The organism is Vibrio sp. ER1A (assembly GCF_000733315.1).
Classification (GTDB): Bacteria; Pseudomonadota; Gammaproteobacteria; order Enterobacterales; family Vibrionaceae; genus Vibrio; species Vibrio mediterranei.
In genome coordinates, this window is the sequence record NZ_JPJA01000004.1 from 59,891 (window position 1) to 80,212 (window position 20,322).

General features: G+C 44.5%; 18 protein-coding genes. 11 read left to right on the plus strand and 7 right to left on the minus strand.

What is annotated here, in order from left to right:
- Positions 1-11: 11 nt before the first annotated feature.
- Positions 12-2,429: a DNA topoisomerase (ATP-hydrolyzing) subunit B gene (gene gyrB / locus HW45_RS01555; RefSeq protein WP_006075096.1), complete on the plus strand. Its 2,418-nt coding sequence runs from the start codon at positions 12-14 to the stop codon at positions 2,427-2,429.
- Positions 2,430-2,773: 344 nt separating this feature from the next.
- On the plus strand, positions 2,774-3,208 hold the full coding sequence (locus HW45_RS01560) for an Hsp20 family protein (RefSeq protein WP_006075097.1): 435 nt from the start codon (positions 2,774-2,776) through the stop codon (positions 3,206-3,208).
- Positions 3,209-3,274: 66 nt separating this feature from the next.
- Here the strand turns inward: HW45_RS01560 and HW45_RS01565 are convergent, their stop codons facing one another.
- The 3 genes from HW45_RS01565 to glyQ form a co-directional block, all read right to left on the minus strand.
- On the minus strand, positions 3,275-4,525 hold the full coding sequence (locus HW45_RS01565) for a valine--pyruvate transaminase (RefSeq protein WP_038224180.1): 1,251 nt from the start codon (positions 4,523-4,525) through the stop codon (positions 3,275-3,277).
- Between the two features lie 175 nt (positions 4,526-4,700).
- Entirely contained in the window at positions 4,701-6,767 is a 2,067-nt protein-coding gene (glyS, locus tag HW45_RS01570) for a glycine--tRNA ligase subunit beta (RefSeq protein ID WP_038224181.1), read from the minus strand.
- An 18-nt stretch (positions 6,768-6,785) separates the two neighbouring features.
- Entirely contained in the window at positions 6,786-7,694 is a 909-nt protein-coding gene (gene glyQ / locus HW45_RS01575) for a glycine--tRNA ligase subunit alpha (RefSeq protein ID WP_038224182.1), read from the minus strand.
- A gap of 403 nt (positions 7,695-8,097) precedes the next feature.
- On the opposite strand from glyQ, the gene HW45_RS01580 reads away from it, so the two are divergent.
- Positions 8,098-8,652: a TMEM165/GDT1 family protein gene (locus tag HW45_RS01580; protein WP_038224185.1), complete on the plus strand. Its 555-nt coding sequence runs from the start codon at positions 8,098-8,100 to the stop codon at positions 8,650-8,652.
- 141 nt (positions 8,653-8,793) lie between these two features.
- On the plus strand, positions 8,794-9,054 hold the full coding sequence (locus HW45_RS01585) for a hypothetical protein (protein ID WP_038224186.1): 261 nt from the start codon (positions 8,794-8,796) through the stop codon (positions 9,052-9,054).
- 35 nt (positions 9,055-9,089) lie between these two features.
- Here the strand turns inward: HW45_RS01585 and tusA are convergent, their stop codons facing one another.
- A complete protein-coding gene (gene tusA / locus HW45_RS01590) occupies positions 9,090-9,338 on the minus strand; it encodes a sulfurtransferase TusA (protein ID WP_006075103.1) in 249 nt (82 codons plus the stop codon).
- Between the two features lie 133 nt (positions 9,339-9,471).
- Between tusA and HW45_RS01595 the strand changes: the two genes are divergently transcribed.
- The 4 genes from HW45_RS01595 to HW45_RS01610 all read left to right on the plus strand — a co-directional run bounded on the left by HW45_RS01595 (position 9,472) and on the right by HW45_RS01610 (position 12,389).
- Entirely contained in the window at positions 9,472-9,657 is a 186-nt protein-coding gene (locus HW45_RS01595; protein WP_006075104.1) for a hypothetical protein, read from the plus strand.
- Positions 9,658-9,828: 171 nt separating this feature from the next.
- Entirely contained in the window at positions 9,829-10,770 is a 942-nt protein-coding gene (locus HW45_RS01600; protein WP_006075105.1) for a LysR family transcriptional regulator, read from the plus strand.
- Positions 10,771-10,854: 84 nt separating this feature from the next.
- Complete coding sequence (locus HW45_RS01605) at positions 10,855-11,466, plus strand: c-type cytochrome (RefSeq protein ID WP_051867648.1); 612 nt, start codon at positions 10,855-10,857, stop codon at positions 11,464-11,466.
- Positions 11,463-12,389, plus strand: coding sequence for a c-type cytochrome (locus HW45_RS01610; RefSeq protein ID WP_006075107.1), 927 nt, complete (start codon positions 11,463-11,465; stop codon positions 12,387-12,389). The genes HW45_RS01605 and HW45_RS01610 overlap by 4 nt, the downstream gene beginning before the upstream one ends.
- A 53-nt stretch (positions 12,390-12,442) precedes the next feature.
- Here HW45_RS01610 and acuI read toward each other — a convergent pair whose 3' ends face one another.
- The 3 genes from acuI to fadB all read right to left on the minus strand — a co-directional run bounded on the left by acuI (position 12,443) and on the right by fadB (position 16,933).
- Positions 12,443-13,423 carry an acrylyl-CoA reductase (NADPH) gene (acuI, locus tag HW45_RS01615; RefSeq protein ID WP_038224188.1) on the minus strand — a complete coding sequence of 327 codons (981 nt, stop codon included), beginning with the start codon at positions 13,421-13,423 and terminating at the stop codon, positions 12,443-12,445.
- Between the two features lie 151 nt (positions 13,424-13,574).
- Positions 13,575-14,738, minus strand: a complete 1,164-nt coding sequence (fadA, locus tag HW45_RS01620; protein WP_038224190.1) for an acetyl-CoA C-acyltransferase FadA — start codon at positions 14,736-14,738, stop codon at positions 13,575-13,577.
- A gap of 26 nt (positions 14,739-14,764) precedes the next feature.
- Positions 14,765-16,933 carry a fatty acid oxidation complex subunit alpha FadB gene (gene fadB, locus HW45_RS01625; protein WP_038224191.1) on the minus strand — a complete coding sequence of 723 codons (2,169 nt, stop codon included), beginning with the start codon at positions 16,931-16,933 and terminating at the stop codon, positions 14,765-14,767.
- 220 nt (positions 16,934-17,153) lie between these two features.
- Here fadB and HW45_RS01630 point away from each other — a divergent pair, with 220 nt between their 5' ends.
- From HW45_RS01630 to hemG, 3 genes are read left to right on the plus strand one after another with little or no spacing between them, the layout of a single operon-like run.
- Positions 17,154-17,777, plus strand: a complete 624-nt coding sequence (locus HW45_RS01630) for a YigZ family protein (RefSeq protein WP_006075111.1) — start codon at positions 17,154-17,156, stop codon at positions 17,775-17,777.
- A gap of 32 nt (positions 17,778-17,809) precedes the next feature.
- On the plus strand, positions 17,810-19,267 hold the full coding sequence (locus HW45_RS01635; RefSeq protein WP_006075112.1) for a TrkH family potassium uptake protein: 1,458 nt from the start codon (positions 17,810-17,812) through the stop codon (positions 19,265-19,267).
- Between the two features lie 31 nt (positions 19,268-19,298).
- Complete coding sequence (hemG, locus tag HW45_RS01640; RefSeq protein WP_038224193.1) at positions 19,299-19,826, plus strand: menaquinone-dependent protoporphyrinogen IX dehydrogenase; 528 nt, start codon at positions 19,299-19,301, stop codon at positions 19,824-19,826.
- The last annotated feature ends 496 nt before the right edge of the window (positions 19,827-20,322 follow it).

Sequence of the window (20,322 nt, forward strand, 5' to 3'; positions counted from 1 at the left end):
GAGAGAAACTCATGTCAGAAAATTACGATTCATCGAGTATTAAGGTACTAAAGGGTCTGGATGCGGTACGTAAGCGTCCGGGAATGTACATTGGTGACACGGACGATGGAACCGGTCTGCACCACATGGTTTTTGAGGTGGTTGATAACTCAATTGATGAAGCGTTGGCTGGTCACTGTAACGACATTATTGTGACAATCCATGAGGACAACTCTGTTTCTGTTAGCGATGATGGTCGTGGTATCCCGACTGAAATGCACCCAGAAGAGCAGGTTTCTGCTGCAGAAGTTATCATGACGGTACTTCACGCGGGTGGTAAGTTTGATGACAACTCGTACAAAGTATCGGGTGGTCTGCACGGTGTAGGTGTTTCGGTAGTAAACGCATTGTCGAAAAAAGTGACGCTAACCATTCATCGTGGCGGTCAAATTCATACGCAAACCTATCACCATGGTGAGCCAGAAGCGCCACTTACAGTCATTGGTGATACGGATAAAACGGGTACGGAAATCCGTTTCTGGCCAAGTGAAGAAACCTTCACTAACATTGAATTCCATTACGATATCTTAGCAAAACGTCTTCGTGAGCTATCGTTCCTAAACTCTGGTGTATCTATCAAGCTGATTGATAAGCGCGAAGAAGACAAAATGGATCACTTCATGTTTGAAGGCGGTATCCAAGCGTTTGTTGAGCACCTAAACACCAATAAAACACCAATCATCCAAAAAATCTTCCACTTCGATAACGAACGTGATGATGGTATTACTGTCGAAGTGGCGATGCAGTGGAACGATGGTTACCAAGAAAACATCTATTGCTTTACTAACAACATCCCTCAACGTGATGGTGGTACTCACCTTGCTGGCTTCCGTGCGGCGTTAACGCGTACGCTGAACACGTTTATGGATAAAGAAGGCTTTTCTAAGAAAGCGAAAACCGCGACATCAGGTGATGATGCGCGTGAAGGTCTAACCGCTATCGTTTCGGTGAAAGTGCCTGATCCTAAGTTCTCAAGCCAAACCAAAGACAAGTTGGTTTCATCGGAAGTGAAATCAGCGGTTGAGTCTGCGATGGGTGAGAAACTGTCTGAGTTCCTTGTTGAGAACCCAGGTGAAGCGAAGATTGTTTGTACCAAGATCATCGACGCTGCTCGTGCTCGTGACGCAGCACGTAAAGCTCGTGAGATGACGCGTCGTAAAGGTGCACTAGATTTAGCCGGTCTACCAGGCAAACTGGCTGACTGCCAAGAGAAAGACCCAGCGCTTTCTGAACTATACATAGTGGAGGGTGACTCTGCGGGCGGTAGTGCTAAGCAGGGTCGTAACCGTAAGAACCAAGCGATTCTTCCACTTAAAGGTAAAATCCTTAATGTAGAAAAAGCGCGCTTCGATAAGATGCTTTCTTCACAAGAAGTGGCAACGCTTATCACGGCACTTGGCTGTGGTATTGGTCGTGATGAATATAACCCAGACAAACTGCGTTATCACAACATCATTATCATGACCGATGCGGACGTGGATGGTTCTCACATTCGTACGCTGCTATTAACGTTCTTCTACCGTCAAATGCCAGAGCTTATTGAGCGTGGCTACGTATATATTGCTCAGCCACCACTTTACAAAGTGAAGAAAGGCAAGCAAGAGCAGTATATTAAAGATGAAGATGCCATGAACCAGTATCAAGTATCTCTGGCTCTAGATAACGCGGCACTGCATGTTAATTCTGAAGCACCTGCACTGGCTGGTGAAGCACTTGAGAAGCTAGTTCAGCAATACAACGCTGCAGTTAAAACGGTTGATCGCATGAGTCGTCGTTATCCACATGCTATGGTTGGCGAGTTCATGTATGTACCACGTCTAACGGCTGAGCAATGTCATGACGCTGCGGCGGTGGAAGCATGGTCTAAACAGCTTGTTGAGCAGCTAAACAACAAAGAAGTGGGCGCAAGCCAATACAGCTTTGAAGTAGAACAGCACGCTGAACTGGGTGTAAACCTACCTAAAGTTGTGGTTCGTACCCATGGCGTGACTCATGAGCACGTTATCAGTGTTGATCTACTCAACTCGAAAGAGTATCGCCAATTGGCAGATACGTCAGAAGCGTTAGACGGTCTGATTGAAGAGGGTGCTTACATCAAACGTGGTGAGCGTACTCAAGAAGTTACAAACTTCGTTGATGCTCTTGAGTGGTTAATCAAAGAGTCACGTCGTGGTTTAAGCCTACAACGCTATAAAGGTCTTGGTGAGATGAACCCTGATCAGCTGTGGGAAACAACCATGGATCCAGAGACTCGTCGTATGATGCAGGTGACGATTGAAGACGCGGTTGGCGCTGATCAACTGTTTACCACGTTGATGGGTGACCAAGTAGAACCTCGTCGTAACTTCATCGAAGAAAACGCACTGAAAGTTGCCAACCTAGACGTATAGACGGGTTGTTCTGCTAAATAAAAACGCTGCCTTAGGGTGGCGTTTTTTATTACTCGCGTATTCTTATTGTTGCTAGTGAGTGTTCGATTATAGAAAAAAGAGTAGGGCTCTCTTGAATATGGAGTGTATCGTCCCTATATAAGGTAATGAAGAGGATGCCAACTTATGGGCCTCGGAAATAGCTGATCCCTTATTGCTCAAGAGAGGATAACGGTGGCAGCACACTATTTAGATTGATTCCAACTTATGTCCCGTTTATAGACAAACATCAGGGAATAAGCCATGAATCCCCTTAGATCTTATGAATAAAGAGCTAAGACTATTGCTTAACTGAGGATAGTATTGTGAGAACTGTAGATTTCACTCCTTTATACCGCAACGCAATCGGCTTCGATCGTCTATTTAATATGATGGAAGCGAACACCGCGAAAAATGCTTCAGGCGGTTACCCTCCGTATAACATCGAACAACAAGACGAGAACCACTTCCGTATCACTATGGCTGTGGCTGGCTTTGCTGAAGAGCAGCTCGATCTTACTCAAAAAGAGAACCTATTGATTGTTAAGGGCGAGCGTAAAGCTGAAGAAGGTAAAAACTATGTTTACCAAGGCATCGCAGAGCGCGATTTTGAGCGTAAGTTCCAACTAGCAGACTATGTGAAAGTGGTCGGTGCAAGCATGGAGAATGGTTTGCTTCACGTTGACCTAGAACGTGAAATACCAGAAGCGATGAAACCGCGTAAAATTGAGATCGGTGGTAATAAACTGATCGAAGGCTAATATTTGCCTTGAAACAATACTCGGAAATAAAGAGTGAAAGAGCGCCATAAGGCGCTCTTTTTAGTGTTAGGCTTCTGCGTAGGCTCTTGCTACCTCTTCTGCAATGATAGCGATGCCTTGCTGCATCTTGTCATCGTCTTGCACGTAGTTCATGCGCAAACACTGATGAGCATGATCCCATTCGTCTTCTTGACCAATAAAGAAGTATTCACCAGGAACAATTAATACACCACGGTCTTTCAGTCGTTGGTACAGCTCCATGGTAGTAATCGGTAATTCATCAAACCAAAGCCATAAGAAAATTGCCCCCTCTGGTTTGTGAATTCTAAAACGTGGGTCGGTTATGGCTGATTGCAGTAGTTCTACCGCACGCAATGATTTCTGTTGATAGAAAGGCTTAATGACATTCGAGCTTAAATCCAGCAGATCACCTTTTTCAATCATATGATTGGCAAGCGCAGGGCCAAAGCTCCCTGGAGCTAGACTAATGATGCCATTCATATTGGTCATCGCTTGCGTGACTTCTTCACTCGCAATGACAATGCCGCAGCGTAAGCCAGGTAACCCTAGTTTGGATAAACTCATACATAGGATGGTGTTTTCATTCCAAAATGGCTCTACATCTTCAAAAATGATGTTTGGGAATGGCAGACCATAAGCATTATCAATAATCAGTGGGATATTGTTAGCACGAGCCAGTTTATCGAGCTTGTGGATCTCTTCGTCAGTTAGCACGTTACCCGTCGGGTTGGTTGGACGCGATGCACAGATAGCGGCAACAGAGTCATCGATTTTCAGGTGTTCAAAATCCACATGATATTTGAATAAGCCACCGTCGAGTAATTCAATTTCTGGGTGATAAGAGACGAAGATATCTTCGTCAATGCCCGCGTCGCCATAGCCAATGTACTCGGGAGCAATAGGCAATAGAATCTTCTTGTGCGAGCCATCGGATTGCTTACCTGCAAGCAAATTGAACAAATAGAAAAAGCCGCTTTGACTACCATTGGTTAGGCTGATGTTCTTTTCTGTGATTGCCCAGCCATAGGTTTCACGCAGCAGCTTAGCAAGCGCTTTAACAAAGGCATCTTTACCTTGTGGGCCATCGTAGTTAGCCATAGCTGCGACGAGGTCGCCGTTGGCAAGCATATCTGCACTGGCTTGGTGAAAGTACTCGAGCATTGCTGGAATAGCGGCTGGGTTGCCACCTCCGAGCATAATGGCACCTGGAGTGCGGAGGCCATCATTGAGATCATCCATTAATTGGGTAATACCTGAGTAACGATTAAATTTTTCACCAAACTTAGAAAATTGCATTGCTGTACCTAGTTCATTGTGTTCACTTGTTATATTTTTTCGGTTTTTTATCCTGCTGATGGCAAGATTAATGTTTGAACATACATTAATGAAACTGTGAGGCAAAGCACTATTTGTGGTGGGAATAAAAAAAAGCCCAGTTAGGTAACTGGGCTTTTGCTGTTTTTCTAGAAAATTACTTTTGAATCAGTGATATATCAGCAATTTGCAAGAATAGGTTACGTAGGTTGTTCAGCAGTGTTAGGCGGTTTTTCTTCAGCGCTTCATCGTCTGCCATTACCATTACGTTGTCGAAGAAAGCATCAACCGGTTCACGAAGATCTGCTAGCTTGCTTAGCGCTTCTTGGTAGTTACCTGTAGCGAAAGCAGGCTCTAGTGCTTCTGTCATGACTTCTACATTTTCTGCCAGTACTTTTTCTGCATCTTCTTGTAGAAGTGCAAGGTCGATATCGGCTGCGAGTTCGCCATCAAACTTCGCTAGGATATTGCCGACACGCTTGTTTGCTGCAGCAAGTGATTCTGCCGCTTCCAGTTCGCGGAAGTGAGATACTGCTTTCACACGCTGGTCAAAGTCTGCAGGTTTAGTCGGACGACGTGCTAACACCGCCTGGATGATGTCTACGCTGAAGCCTTCGTCTTTGTACCATGCATTGAAACGACCAAGCATAAACTCAAGTACGTCTTCTTCAACATTTGCATTGGTTAGCTTGTCGCCAAATAGTGATTTCGCTTTTGCGATAAGGTCTGTAAGGTCTAAGCTGTAGCCGTTTTCTACGATGATACGCAACACACCTAGCGATGCACGACGAAGTGCAAATGGGTCAGAGCCCTTAGGTGCTTGACCAATACCGAAGATACCAACAATAGTATCTAGTTTGTCTGCCATCGCGACAGCGGATGAGATACCAGTGCTTGGTAGGTCATCGCCTGCAAAACGAGGCATGTATTGTTCGTATAGTGCTAGCGCTACTTGCTCATCTTCACCGTCGTGAGTGGCATAATGCATACCCATCACACCTTGAGTATCGGTAAACTCGAATACCATAGATGTCATTAGGTCACATTTAGCCAATAGGCCTGCTCGCTTAGACTTTTCAACATCAGCATCGATTTGCTCAGCGATGTAGCCAGCAAGCTCAGTGATGCGATCCGTTTTGTCTTTGATAGTACCAAGCTGCTTCTGGAAGATAGCTTGCTCTAGTTCAGGCAGACGGTCGATAAGTGGGCGCTTGCGATCTGTATTAAAGAAGAACTCGGCATCGGCTAGGCGAGGACGCACAACCTTCTCGTTACCTTCGATAACGTAGCGAGGCTCTTTCGATTCGATATTAGAAACGAAGATGAAGTTTGGTAGTAGCTTCTTGTTCTCGTCATAAACAGGGAAGTATTTTTGGTCACCCTTCATGGTGTAAACCAACGCTTCAGAAGGTACTTTTAGGAATTCTTCTTCAAACTTCGCTGTGAGTACTACTGGCCATTCAACCAGAGACGTCACTTCTTCTACTAAGTCATCTTCGAGATCAGCTACACCGCCAACCGCTGCCGCTGCTTTTTGAGAGTCCGCTAGGATGATGGCTTTACGTGCGTCATAGTCAGCCATCACTTTGCCGCGTTCTTCGAGGATCGCTGGGTATTGCTCTGCTGATTCGATAGTGAACTCTTGCTCACCCATAAAGCGGTGACCACGGATAGTACGATCAGATGCTACGCCTAGGATTTCGCCTTCAATAAGGTCAGAACCCATTAGCATCGTCAGCGTTTTAACTGGGCGGATAAATTGAGTGGTTTTATCACCCCAACGCATTGGTTTAGCGATAGGTAGATTAGCGAGTGCTTTCGCTGCAAGTTCAACGATGATCTCAGACGTTGCCTGACCTTTCACCTCTTGTTTGAATAGCAGCCATTCACCTTTGTCAGTCACTAGACGCTCTGCTTGGTCAACAGTAATACCGTTACCACGAGCCCAGCCTTGTGCTGCTTTAGTTGCATTGCCATCAGCATCAAATGCTACCGATACTGCTGGGCCGCGCTTTTCAACCACTTTGTCAGCTTGACCTTCAGCCAGCGCTGAAACCTTAAGTGCTAAGCGACGAGGTGCGGCATACCACTTCACACCTTCGTGTGCTAGGTTTGCATCTTTAAGTTCAGACTCAAAGTTTGCTGCAAATGCTTCAGCAAGAGTGCGAAGTTGTGTTGGTGGTAGCTCTTCAGTACCTAGTTCAATTAGAAATTCTTTTGCCATGATTACAGTCTCCTCGCCTTATTTCTTACACATTGGGAAGCCAAGTGCTTCACGTGATGCGTAGTATGCTTCTGCTACTGACTTAGTCAGGTTGCGGATGCGAAGAATGTAACGTTGGCGCTCTGTTACAGAGATAGCTTTGCGAGCATCAAGCAAGTTGAACGCGTGAGCGGCTTTTAAAATGCGCTCGTAAGCTGGAAGAGGAAGAGGTTTCTCTAGTTCCAGTAGCTCTTTAGTTTCTTTCTCACATTGATCGAAATATGAGAATAGGAAGTCTACGTCAGCGTGCTCGAAGTTGTATGTAGATTGCTCAACTTCGTTTTGGTGGAAGATATCACCATAAGTCACTTTACTTCCGTTTGGTGCAATGTTCCAAACTAGGTCGTAAACAGAGTCTACTTCTTGGATATACATAGCAAGGCGCTCGATACCATAAGTGATCTCGCCGGTTACTGGCTTACACTCTAGACCACCCACTTGCTGGAAGTAAGTAAACTGAGTGACTTCCATACCGTTTAGCCATACTTCCCAACCAAGACCCCAAGCACCGAGTGTCGGGTTTTCCCAGTTGTCTTCTACGAAGCGAATGTCATGCACTAGTGGGTCGATACCAAGTACTTCTAGTGAGCCTAGATATAACTCCTGAATGTTGTCTGGAGATGGCTTTAGCGCTACCTGAAATTGATAGTAGTGCTGTAGTCGGTTCGGGTTTTCACCATAGCGGCCGTCAGTCGGACGACGAGATGGTTGGACATAAGCTGTCGACATTGGCTCAGGGCCAAGTGCGCGCAAACATGTCATTGGGTGAGAGGTGCCCGCACCTACTTCCATATCTAGAGGTTGTACAATGGTACAGCCATTTTGTGCCCAATAATCCTGCAGCGCGAGGATCATTCCCTGGAAGGTTTTGATATCGTATTTTTGCATAGTCAATTCGCGCGATTCTTTATCTGAAAAAGGTAAAAATAACGATCAAGTATACCCAGTAATTCCTTGGGGGAGTAGGGGTAAAAGTGGTTAATTAATCGTCATTATGCGAAAAAAGGTCAGTTTTTTGCATTTCTCGCTCAACTGCGGCTTAAGGGACAGTGTTATTGTTGAATTTGATGGTTAGTGTGATTACAATACCGCCATCTTTGGGGAGTAGCTTATTCGGACTCTAGCAAGAGTCAGAATTTGTTCGTCAACATAATTGGTGCAAAATCACCATGGCGTTCGAGACTTGTGCCAACAAGTTTAGCAAGACCTTAGATAAACATCGTGAACCGGGGTGGGGTGCGAGGTTTATCTATAGGTTAAAAACTATAATCCCTGCCCCTTAGAGCATGTCGTGAGCGTTTTAGCTATTTCAATTACTACTGTCGCCTTAGCTGAGATTGGGGATAAAACCCAACTTCTCTCATTGCTGTTAGCCAGTCGTTACCGTAAACCTATTCCCATTATTGCAGCCATTTTTCTGGCAACGATAGCCAACCATGCACTTGCTGCTTGGTTAGGAGTTGTCGTCGCCGATTACCTTTCGCCTCAAGTTTTGAAGTGGGTTGTTGTCGTAAGTTTTGTAGCCATGGCCGGATGGGTACTTATTCCCGATAAACTGGATGAAGAGGAAAGTATCTCCAACAAAGGACCATTTGTGGCCAGTTTCATTGCGTTTTTTATCGCAGAGATTGGTGACAAAACTCAAATTGCGACATCAATATTAGGGGCGCAGTATGCCGATGCCTTAATGCTGGTGGTTCTAGGAACCACTATTGGTATGTTGTTGGCGAATGTTCCGGTAGTACTGATAGGAAAGTTGTCAGCGGATAAATTGCCATTAGATTGGATTCGCCGGGTTACCGCCATTCTGTTTGTATTATTAGCAATTGGTGCGGCTGTTTTTTAATAACAATATCAACTAGCTAAATGTAATTTATTCAAGATCAAACTCTGGCTCGAATCTAGTAAATTTCGTGATGAGTGACATATTAGTGTCACAATTGTCATGCTACTTTAATCATGTGGATCCTAGCGAGAGGGCAATACTATGCTTACACGTTACACAGGAATGACCGCGAAAAGTCAGAGTTCTTTATTTACGTTCGGTTTTGTTTTAACGGTTCTTGGAATGGTGCTCACCGACATGTGGACACCTATGGTTGTCGGCGCCATTGTGATGGCTGGACTCTCTGTAGAGTCGTGGATTAGGGTGCAACACCTCATTCCCATGCACAATGAAATACGTGCGATGCAAAAGCAGATTAAGCAGTTGCAATCGGAAGTCCGAATGCTTGAATATGATGAATAGTAAAAAGGCTGCATGATGCAGCCTTTTTTGATTCTTTACGCGAGACCTTTCTTGATTAAGTAAAGGTAAGGTATAGATTCTGTTTGCGAGCCAAGTAATTGGTGATCCATAAAACGACAAAAGCTTGGGATGTCTCTCGTAGTAGAAGGATCGTCAGCTTTCACTAACAACACTTCTCCTTGTTCCATTTTACGAATTGTCTTCCTGACCATCATCACTGGCTCTGGACAGCGCAAGCCTTCTGCTTCTAATGTTTGCGTTGCTAGGTCTGTATTGATTGTCATGGTGTGCTCTGATCTATAAAAAACAGCTCAAATTCTACTTATGAAGAAAAAATATGCAATAACTCTTGGCAAATGGATTTTTTTGTTTTAACTTTATTTAACAAGTTGGTAACAAAGAAGCAAAGGAGTAGCTATGTTGACCGCTTTAGATAGATTGACGATTTATTCAGTGCTTTGCTTTATTGCGTTCTGTGCCTTGGTATTAAAGACTTCAGCAGAGCCGAGCTTTGTTCCTTTAATTGGATTAAGCGCCTCAATCCTAGGGATTTGGATTGAGATGAGACGCTGGCAAGATGTTTCAGAAGAACAAGAAAGTTAACATTTTATAAACATCTGGCTAATTTAGATTTCTAACACTATACGACATTCCGACACTATCCCCATTTTCTTGGGCTTCCCCGCTGTCAAAGGCGGGATTTTTTTTATCTGGCGCTAGGTAAAGATATTCGGGCTCGGTGTACACTATAAAAGAACCCGTTAGGAAGTGTTTATGGAACTCGAAGAAATCTATCGTCGTGACTTGAATCTGTTGGTTGCGTTAAAAGTGTTGGTCGAAGAAGGCAGTGTTAGTCAAGCAGCTGTGCGCTTGAACCTTAGCCAGTCAGCGACCAGTCGTGTTTTAGGTCGGCTCAGAGATTTATTGGGCGATCCTCTGTTTACCCGTCAAGGGCAACGGATCATTCCTACCAGTAAAGCATTGGAGATCTGCAAACAAATTGATGCGCCGTTAGAATCATTCCGCCAACTGTTAACACCGAGTGAGTTCAATCCATATTACTGCAATGAGCGTTTTCTTATCGCTACTACTGACTACGCTATGCAGACCATACTTCCTTATGCCTTACCTATGGTGTATCAGCAGGCGCCTAACATTTCGCTAGAGTTTGCCCCACTGCAACACGAGAGCCTTTTTAAGCAGCTGAGTACCGATAAGGTAGATATGGCTATCTGTCGACCATCAGGTTCTGTCTCACCTTTGCATCAAGATATATTAGGGCCTGTAGGGGTTTCATGTTTAGTGTCTAAACAGCATCCTCTTGCGGAAAAGCCACTATTACTCGAAGACTATATTAATGCGCCACACGCCATGATTGCGATAAGCGATGGCGTAAAATCATTACTTGATGCTGCATTGGTTAATCAGAATCCAAGAAGAATGGTGTTACGGGCTTATCACCTTGAAGCGGCATTGGCGATTGTTGATTCCATGCCTCTTATTATTACCGTTCCTGCCGATTTAGCGTATTTGGTTGCAGAGCGATATGACTTAGTAATTAAGCCATTGCCATTTACGTTCACACCATTTGATTATTCGTTGATTTGGCACTCACGCTGCGATACTTCTGAGTCCCAGCAATGGTTGCGCAAAGTGTTGAAACAAGAATGTGGCAAATTGATTACTAAAAGAATCGAAGATGTAGGGTTAGGCTAGCAGTCGGTTGAATTGATACCTTCATTTCCTTGTATTCACTAATCTTTATCCTAGTTTGACTTAAAAACAACAAAGGAATGAGCAATGAATATTAAAAGGATTATCGTCGGGCTAGCTGCTATAAGCCTTACTCATACTGCTCTCGCCAATAACATTATGGAGGCGTGTATCGACTGCCATGGTTCTGATGGTGTTGGTAGAGAAAACACCATCCCTAACCTTCGAGGGCAGCCTAAAGCCTACTTAGAGGCTCAAGTCCTTGCGTTTAAATCTGGTCATCGAACTAGCAGCTTTATGGAGCCTATCGTTCACGACGTTGCAGATGATCAGCTGGTACTCGCTGCTGATTTCTATGCCTCCATTCCCGTTGATACTCCTGAAACCTTGCAATGGCGAGGTGATAAGTGGCCTGCTGATATGCCATTGGGTGAACGAATCGCATACAGTGGTAAATGGAATAGCAATGTACCAGCTTGTGTCAGTTGCCACGGACCTAATGGGGTGGGGGTTGCACCAAGTTTTCCTATGCTTATGGGGCAAAATAAAGACTACTTAATCAATCAACTCAACGCTTGGAAAAATGATCAACGCCCTCCGGGTTTGTTAGGGACGATGGTAACTATTTCTAAAGCACTCAGTGAAGAAGAAATCGAAGCTGTTGCGGAATACTTCTCATCGCAAGGAGGTTCTTTATGAAAACTCATTATCTAATCGCTTTGCTTGCTGGTTTTACTTTCGTTGCCTTTGCTGATCAATATAAAGAGCTTCACCCCATAGAGCCTGGTAGGACGTTGAACGAAGGTGAAACCCTTCATCAAGTATCTCATTGGGATAACTTACCAAAGGGTGAATTGGGGGAGTCGATAAAGCGTGGATATTCATTGTTTATGAATACTCAGCAATTGAAACCGACGGGAAGAGTGAATAATGGTATGAACTGCACCAATTGCCATCTTGGAGGGGGGAGTGTAGCTAATGCGGCACCTATGTGGGCTGCGTTTGTGTCTTACCCTGCCTATCGTTCTAAAAATAAACGAGTAAATACGTTTGAAGATCGATTGCAAGGTTGTTTTCTTTATTCTATGAACGCAAAAGATGGTCAACCCCCAGAGGTATTAAGTCAGGAAATATTGGACCTTAATGCTTACTCTTATTGGTTGTCGTTTGGGGTCTCTGTTGATAACAAGTTGCCTGGAAGAGGATTTGGAAAACTAGAGAAACCTGTGAAGGCACCTAGTTACAAGCGTGGTGAAAAAGCTTATCAAAAAGAATGTTCTGTATGCCATGGTGAAAACGGACAAGGACGACAGGTGGGTGGACGTTATGTCTTTCCTGCACTTTGGGGGCCGGATAGTTTTAACTGGGGAGCAGGAATGCATCGAGTAAATACTGCTGCTACGTTCATAAAACACAACATGCCTTTGGGGCAAGGTGGAACATTAACAGATCAGCAAGCTTGGGATATCGCGTTGTTTATGGACAGCCATGAACGACCACAGGATCCACGCTTTGATGGTGATATTAAGTCGACGAAAGAAGCTTTTCATAATCATAATGGAGAGTACGGTAATCCAAGCCCTGCTAATGATAAGCAAATACTCGGTACTAATGCGTATTAAATACAAAAGGCTCTCATCATGAGAGCCTTTTCAATAATATATGTTAGCTAAGATTAGATCTTAATTGTCACACGGCCAGTGATAGCGCCATTAGTGATATCTTCTGCTGCTTGAATCGCTTCTTCCAACGCCACTGTTTTACTCGCTTGTGCGTAGTATGATTCTGGAAGTAAAGTTGCCAATTGTTCCCATGCTTTGATACGTTTCTCGCGAGGGCACATTACTGAGTCAATACCCTGTAGGCGGACATTACGTAGAATGAATGGCATAACGGTTGTTGGCAAATCAAAACCACCTGCCAGACCACATGCTGCGACCACACCGTTATAGTTCATTTGAGCCAATACTTTCGCGAGAAGTTTGCTACCTACAGTGTCAACCGCTGCAGCCCAAACTTGACGCTCAAGTGGCTTAGCTGGTTCTTCAAGTTCACTACGTTCAACAATACGAGAAGCGCCAAGAGAAGTGAGTAATTCACCATTTTCTGAAGCACGGCCTGTGACTGCTGCGACTTTGTAGCCGAGTTGGTTTAGTAGCGTTACTGAAACACTACCTACACCACCACTTGCGCCGGTTACCAGTACTTCACCATCTTCTGGTTTGATACCAGCATCAACAATCGCTTGTACGCAAAGCATAGCCGTGAAGCCAGCAGTACCGATAGCCATGACCTTTTCTGCATCTAGGCCAGCAGGCATTGGCACCAACCAATCACCGTTTAGACTTGCTTTCTCTGCCATGCCACCCCAGTGATTCTCACCGACCCCCCAGCCAGTGAGAACCACTTCGTCGCCTTCCTTATAACGAGGGTCATCAGATTGAGACACTACGCCAGAAAGATCGATACCCGGTACCATTGGGAAATTGCGAATAATTTTGCCTTTACCCGTAATCGCCAACCCATCTTTGTAGTTCAAAGATGAATATTTTACATCTATTTTTACATTACCTTCTGGAAGCTGAGACTCATCTACTTGAGAAATAGTAGCGATTGTTTTTTTATCTTCTTGGTTAAGTAACAGTGCTTTGAACATGGTTGTCTCCAATGAGTTGACGTGTTATCTGCTGCAAAGTGTAGGCGACAAATAGGTAAAAAAAAAATGAAACTTGAACATTTGATGTATGCATTTTATGCATAAATAAAAACAGCCCCGCAAGCGGAGCTGTTTTTACATTCAGATGGGGTTATGGGCGTTCGAATATGGTTGCAATGCCTTGACCCAAACCAATACACATGGTCGCTAGACCGATCTTGGCATCTTTGCTTTCCATAATATTGATAAGGGTGGTTGAAATGCGAGAGCCTGAGCAGCCCAATGGGTGTCCAAGCGCGATAGCACCACCGTTAAGGTTCACTTTCTCGTCAACCACATCTAATAGACCCAGATCCTTCGCACATGGCAGTGATTGAGCAGCAAATGCTTCATTAAGTTCAACAATATCAATATCATCCATCGTCAAACCCGCACGCTTCAGTGCTTTTTGAGTCGCAGGTACTGGACCATAACCCATAATAGAAGGATCGCAACCAGCAATGGCCATTGAGCGGATTTTTGCACGAATAGGTAAACCTAGCTCGTTAGCTTTATCTTCACTCATTATCAACATGGCAGAAGCACCATCAGATAGCGCAGATGACGTACCGGCGGTGACGGTGCCGTTGGCAGGGTCAAATACTGGACGTAGCTTAGATAGACCTTCCACGTTAGTTTCCGGACGAATAACTTCATCATAATCTAAAGTGAAGAGAGAGCCGTCTTCTGCGTGACCTTCTGTTGGTAGAATTTCGTTTTTGAAGCGTCCTTCTACGGTTGCGGCTTGTGCACGTTGGTGACTGCGGGCAGCAAACTCATCTTGTTGTTCGCGGCTAATTCCATGGAGTTTACCTAGCATCTCAGCCGTTAAACCCATCATGCCTGCTGCTTTTGCAACGTTTTTTGACAGCTGCGGATGAAAGTCAACGCCATGAGTCATTGGGACATGACCCATGTGTTCTACACCACCGATAAGACAGATTTCCGCATCGCCTACCATGATAGAACGCGCCGCGTCATGCAGAGCTTGCATTGATGAACCACACAAACGGTTAACGGTAACCGCGCCAATTTCAATAGGTAAACCCGCGAGCAGTGCTGCATTACGTGCTACGTTAAAGCCTTGCTCTAATGTTTGCTGTACACAGCCCCAATAGATATCTTCAATTTCTTCAGGTTTGACTTGTGGGTTGCGAGCCAAAATTCCTTTCATAAGATGCGCTGATAGATCTTCAGCACGTTGATGTCTAAATGCACCACCTTTGGAACGACCCATCGGTGTGCGAAGACAATCAACAACGACAACATTTTTCATTTTGATATTCCTCTTCCAATGGGTAATTACAGTGAGCCAGTTTGCTGCAGTTCATAGAAGCGCTTACCAGAGCTTGCCATGTCTACTAGCGACTGAGGGACTTTGTACATTGCACCCAATGACTCGTATTGCTTCGCCATTGCTACGTAGTTATCGATACCAATGCTATCTAGGTAACGGAATACACCACCGCGGAATGGAGGGAAGCCCAATCCATATACTAGAGCCATGTCGGCTTCTTGTGGTGTTGCAATGATGCCCTCTTCAAGACACAGTGCTACTTCGTTGATCATTGGAATCATCATACGTTGAATGATGGTATCGTCGTCGAACGCTTGGCTTGGTTTGCAAACCGGTTCCAGCAAGCTAGTGATATCTTCACTTGGTGCTTTCTTTGGTCGACCACGCTTGTCTGTAGTGTACGCGTAGAAGCCTGAGCCATTCTTCTGACCGTAGCGAGTGTTGCTAAAGAGAACATCGATTGCATCGCGCTCTTCTTTCGCCATACGCTCAGGGAAACCTTCCGCCATGACAGCTTGAGCGTGATGAGCGGTATCGATACCAACAACATCGAGAAGATAAGCAGGCCCCATAGGCCAGCCAAACTTGCGCTCCATGACTTTATCAATCTGAATAAAGTCAGCACCATCACTTAATAGCTGACTAAAGCCACCAAAGTAAGGGAAGAGTACGCGGTTAACAAAGAACCCTGGGCAATCATTAACGACGATTGGCGATTTACCCATTTTTGCTGCGTAAGCCACAACACGATTAACGGTTTCTTCTGACGTGTGCTCACCACGGATGATTTCGACCAGTGGCATACGATGTACTGGATTAAAGAAGTGCATACCACAGAAGTTTTCTGGGCGCTTGAGTGACTTCGCAAGTACATTAATAGGAATCGTCGACGTATTCGATGCAATGACAGTATTCTCACCGACCAATCCTTCGACTTCGCTCAATACCGACGCCTTGATCTTTGGATTCTCTACGACAGCCTCGACAATCACATCGCTCTGTTCGATGCCAGCGTAATGAAGGCTTGGAGTGATAGATGCCAATACGCCAGCCATCTTAAAGCCATCAATACGACCACGTTGCAAGCGTTTGTTCAGCAGTTTGGATGCTTCAGTCATGCCAAGCTCTAAAGAAGCCTGAGCAATATCTTTCATGACTACAGGTACGCCTTTAAGCGCAGACTGATAAGCAATTCCGCCACCCATGATGCCAGCACCTAGCACGGCAGCACGTTCGGTATCTTTACCTGACTTTGCGGCTTTCTTAGCAAGACCTTTAATGTATTGGTCGTTAAGGAAGATACCAACTAGTGCGTTGGCCACATCAGAGCCAGCTAATTGAATAAAGTAATTTGCTTCAATATCAAGAGCCTGATCTCGGCCAGAGCGAGCTGCTTCTTCAATGGCTTTTACTGCAGCCATTGGTGCTGGATAATGTGGGCCTGCTTTTTGAGCAACAAGACCTTTAGCCATAGTGAAGCTCATCATCGCTTCAAGCTTGCTCAGAGTCAGTGGAGACACTTTCGCTTGGCGGCGTGCTTTCCAATCGATTTTCTCATTGATGGCTAATTGAATTGTGTTAAGTGCAGATTCATACAGGGCATCGGTTTCGACGATGGCGTCGAGTAAACCAAGCTTGAGCGCTTCACCTGAGCGACATGCTTTACCTTGTGTGATGATTTCCATCGCGCTATCGGCACCAATGAGGCGTGGTAGACGCACGGTACCGCCAAAGCCAGGCATAATGCCAAGTTTTGTCTCTGGAAGACCGATGCTGGTGGTTTTGTCACCAATTCTAAAATCTGTTGCTAATACACACTCACAACCGCCACCAAGCGTGTGACCTTTTAGGGCTGAAAGTGTCGGAACGGGTAGATCTTCTAACTTGTTGAAGATGCTATTTGCAAAACCAAGCCACTCTTTGAGTTCTGCTTTTGGTTTGGCAAACAATCCCAAGAATTCCGTGATATCAGCGCCAACGATAAATGCGCTTTTATCTGTAGTGAGGATTAGACCCTTTAAATCATTCCATGCTGCAAGAGCATCAAGTGCTTTGTCTAGGGCTTCAAGAGTAGCCAGATCAAGTTTATTGACCGACTGGGGAGAGCTAAAACACAGTTCGGCGATGCCGTTGTGTACTTCCTTTACCTGTAGGGTGTCAGATTGGTAAATCATTGTCATTCTCCGTGACAGACAATCCGTGATTGTGCGAAAGCGGTAGTTATTGTTTTTGCTTCTGGTTAGACCAGTTGTCTAATATTGAACCGCATTGAATTTAATTTCAATACATTTTTTAAACAACTGTTTAACATTATGACCGTGGTCCAATCTTGGAGTCAATCCTATTCACCCGTGATAGAATACCCTTTTTAGGCTACAGATCTCATAAACCCTAATGAACTCAACTGCATACTTGATACCAGAGCACTCTGTGATTTTTGAAGAAGAAATCAAAAAGAGTGTCTTCATCACACAAATTGCCCATACACCAAGTATCGAAAGTGCCAAAGCGTTTATCGATGATGTGAAGAAAGAACACAGTAGTGCCAGACATAACTGTTGGGGCTTTGTAGCTGGTCGTCCAGAAAATTCGATGATGTGGGGCTTTAGTGATGATGGTGAACCATCTGGCACTGCAGGAAAGCCTATTTTGGCACAGTTAAGCGGTTCCGGGATTGGAGAATTGGCGGCCGTTGTTACCCGTTATTCTGGTGGAATCAAGCTAGGAACAGGCGGATTAGTGAAAGCTTATGGTGGCGGAGTTCAACAAGCACTTAAGCTAATTCAAACAATAGAAAAAAAAATCACCACACAATTACGACTAGAGTTAGACTATGCATTTGTAGCCACGGCTCAGTCTGAACTTAGTAAGTGTTCTGCAGTAGAAGTGGAATCTCACTATAGCGATAAGGTTATTCTTATTGTAGAAGTTGAGGTGAATAAGGTTGATGCACTCACGCAAAGCATAATTAATAAAAGTGGAGCCAAGGCAATGGTTTCTCCAGTAGAACACAACTAGGACGTAACGAAGCGTAGCTTCATTCAACATATATGCAATTTCGATCCATAATCCGCATTGTCGGGCTTCTTTTAGCGCTGTTCAGTGTGTCAATGCTTGCGCCAGCTCTTGTCGCGCTCATCTATCGTGATGGTGCGGGTGTACCTTTTGTTACGACCTTTTTTGTCTTATTAGTTTGTGGTGGCTTTTTCTGGTTTCCCAACCGACGCCACAAACACGAGCTCAAAGCTCGTGATGGCTTCCTTATTGTGGTTTTGTTTTGGACAGTAATCGGCAGCGCCGGCGCCTTACCGTTCCTTATATCCGATTTCCCTAATGTATCGATAACCGATGCATTCTTTGAATCATTCTCCGCCTTAACCACTACCGGTGCGACGGTTATTGTTGGTTTAGATGAGCTACCTAAAGCGATATTGTTTTATCGTCAATTACTCCAGTGGTTTGGGGGCATGGGGATCATTGTACTCGCCGTCGCTATTTTACCGGTGCTAGGCATCGGTGGTATGCAGTTATATCGGGCTGAAATCCCTGGTCCGGTGAAAGACAGCAAAATGACGCCTCGAATTGCTGAGACAGCAAAGGCGCTTTGGTACATCTACTTAAGCTTGACTATCGCTTGTGCAGCGGCATTTTGGGTAGCAGGTATGACACCGTTTGATGCGATAGCCCATAGTTTCTCAACCATTGCGATTGGCGGTTTTTCCACTCATGATGCGAGCATGGGCTACTTTGATAGTCATGCTATTAATATGATTACCGTGGTATTCCTGCTTATATCGGCCTGTAATTACTCTTTGCACTTTGCTGCATTTGCTTCAGGTGGCGTACATCCGAAGTATTATTGGAAAGATCCCGAGTTTAGAGCCTTCATCTTTATACAGGTGGTGTTATTCCTGATCTGCTTCCTTATTTTATTGAAGCATCACTCCTATAACTCGGTATACGATGCGTTTGATCAGGCACTGTTCCAGTCAGTATCTATTTCGACGACGGCGGGCTTTACCACTACTGGATTCTCGGAATGGCCATTGTTTTTACCCGTGTTGCTACTGTTCTCTTCTTTTATTGGTGGATGTGCAGGCTCAACGGGTGGTGGTATGAAGGTAATTCGTATTTTATTACTTACTCTGCAAGGTGCTCGTGAGATGAAACGCCTTGTACACCCAAGAGCGGTATATACCATCAAAGTGGGTGGGACAGCATTGTCTCAGCGTGTAGTAGACGCAGTATGGGGATTTTTCTCAGCTTACGCACTGGTGTTTGTGGTCTGTATGTTAGCGTTAATTGCTACTGGTATGGATGAGCTTAGTGCGTTCTCCGCAGTTGCGGCTACGTTGAACAACCTGGGCCCGGGTCTTGGAGAAGTAGCTGTCCACTTTGGTGAAGTCAATGATAGCGCTAAGTGGGTGCTCATCGTTTCGATGCTATTTGGCCGACTTGAAGTGTTTACCCTTCTTATTCTATTAACTCCTGCATTTTGGCGTAGTTAACCAGCCTGCTTATTAAGGTAAAGGAAACATCGTGGAAAAAGTTCTCTATCTCTATTCTTCTCGTGAAGGACAAACGACAAAAATTATTACGCGTATTGCTGAGCAATTAGGTGATGATGCCGCCACTATCGTCAATCTACACCAAGACATGAACATTAATCTTGATGAGTTCGATAAAGTGCTTATTGGAGCATCAATCCGATATGGTCATTTAAATAAAAAACTCTATCAGTTTTTAAATGCTAACAGTACAAAGTTAGCATCAATGAAAGCCGCATTCTTCTGCGTCAATCTGACCGCAAGAAAAGAAGAACAAGGAAAAGACACGCCGGAAGGCAGTGCTTATATAAAGACGTTCTTGAAAAAGTCACCTTGGCAACCGGAGTTAATAGGTGTGTTTGCCGGCGCATTGTATTACCCACGTTATAATCCTTTTGACCGCTTTATGATTAAACTGATTATGACGATGACCGGCGGAGAAACAGATACTTCAAAGGAAGTGGAATACACTAACTGGGATAAAGTCAGCTTGTTTGCGGATAAATTTGCTCAGCTATAATAAGAAAATGTCGTTTTTTGCGTCGTTTTGAGCTGTTTTTAATCGAACGATAAAAAAATGCGAAAAACTTCAAAAAAAGGGTTGCCAAGAAGATTTCGATCTCTATAATGCCCCCTCGCTGACACGGGAACGCAGACGAAAGTTCGCATCCAGTCAGAAGGTCTCAAGCTTCTAAGAAGCTTAGCAAAATAAGTTGAAAAAAGTGGTTGACACGACAACTTATCTCGCTAAAATGGCCGTCCGTTTTGAGCAAAGCTCAAAACAAGCTCTTTAACAATATAAACCTATCAATCTGTGTGGGCACTCGTTGATGATAATCAAATTAGATACTTTGGTATCAAATTAGGTTTTCAATGAACTGAGTGACCAATCAAGTCAAAAGACTTGGCACAGTCAATTCATTATCGTTCTGTTGGAACGATAATAGCTTTAGATTACTAAGGTAGTTTAAAGTCAGTATTCATTGAGCCGAACGAAATCTTAAATTGAAGAGTTT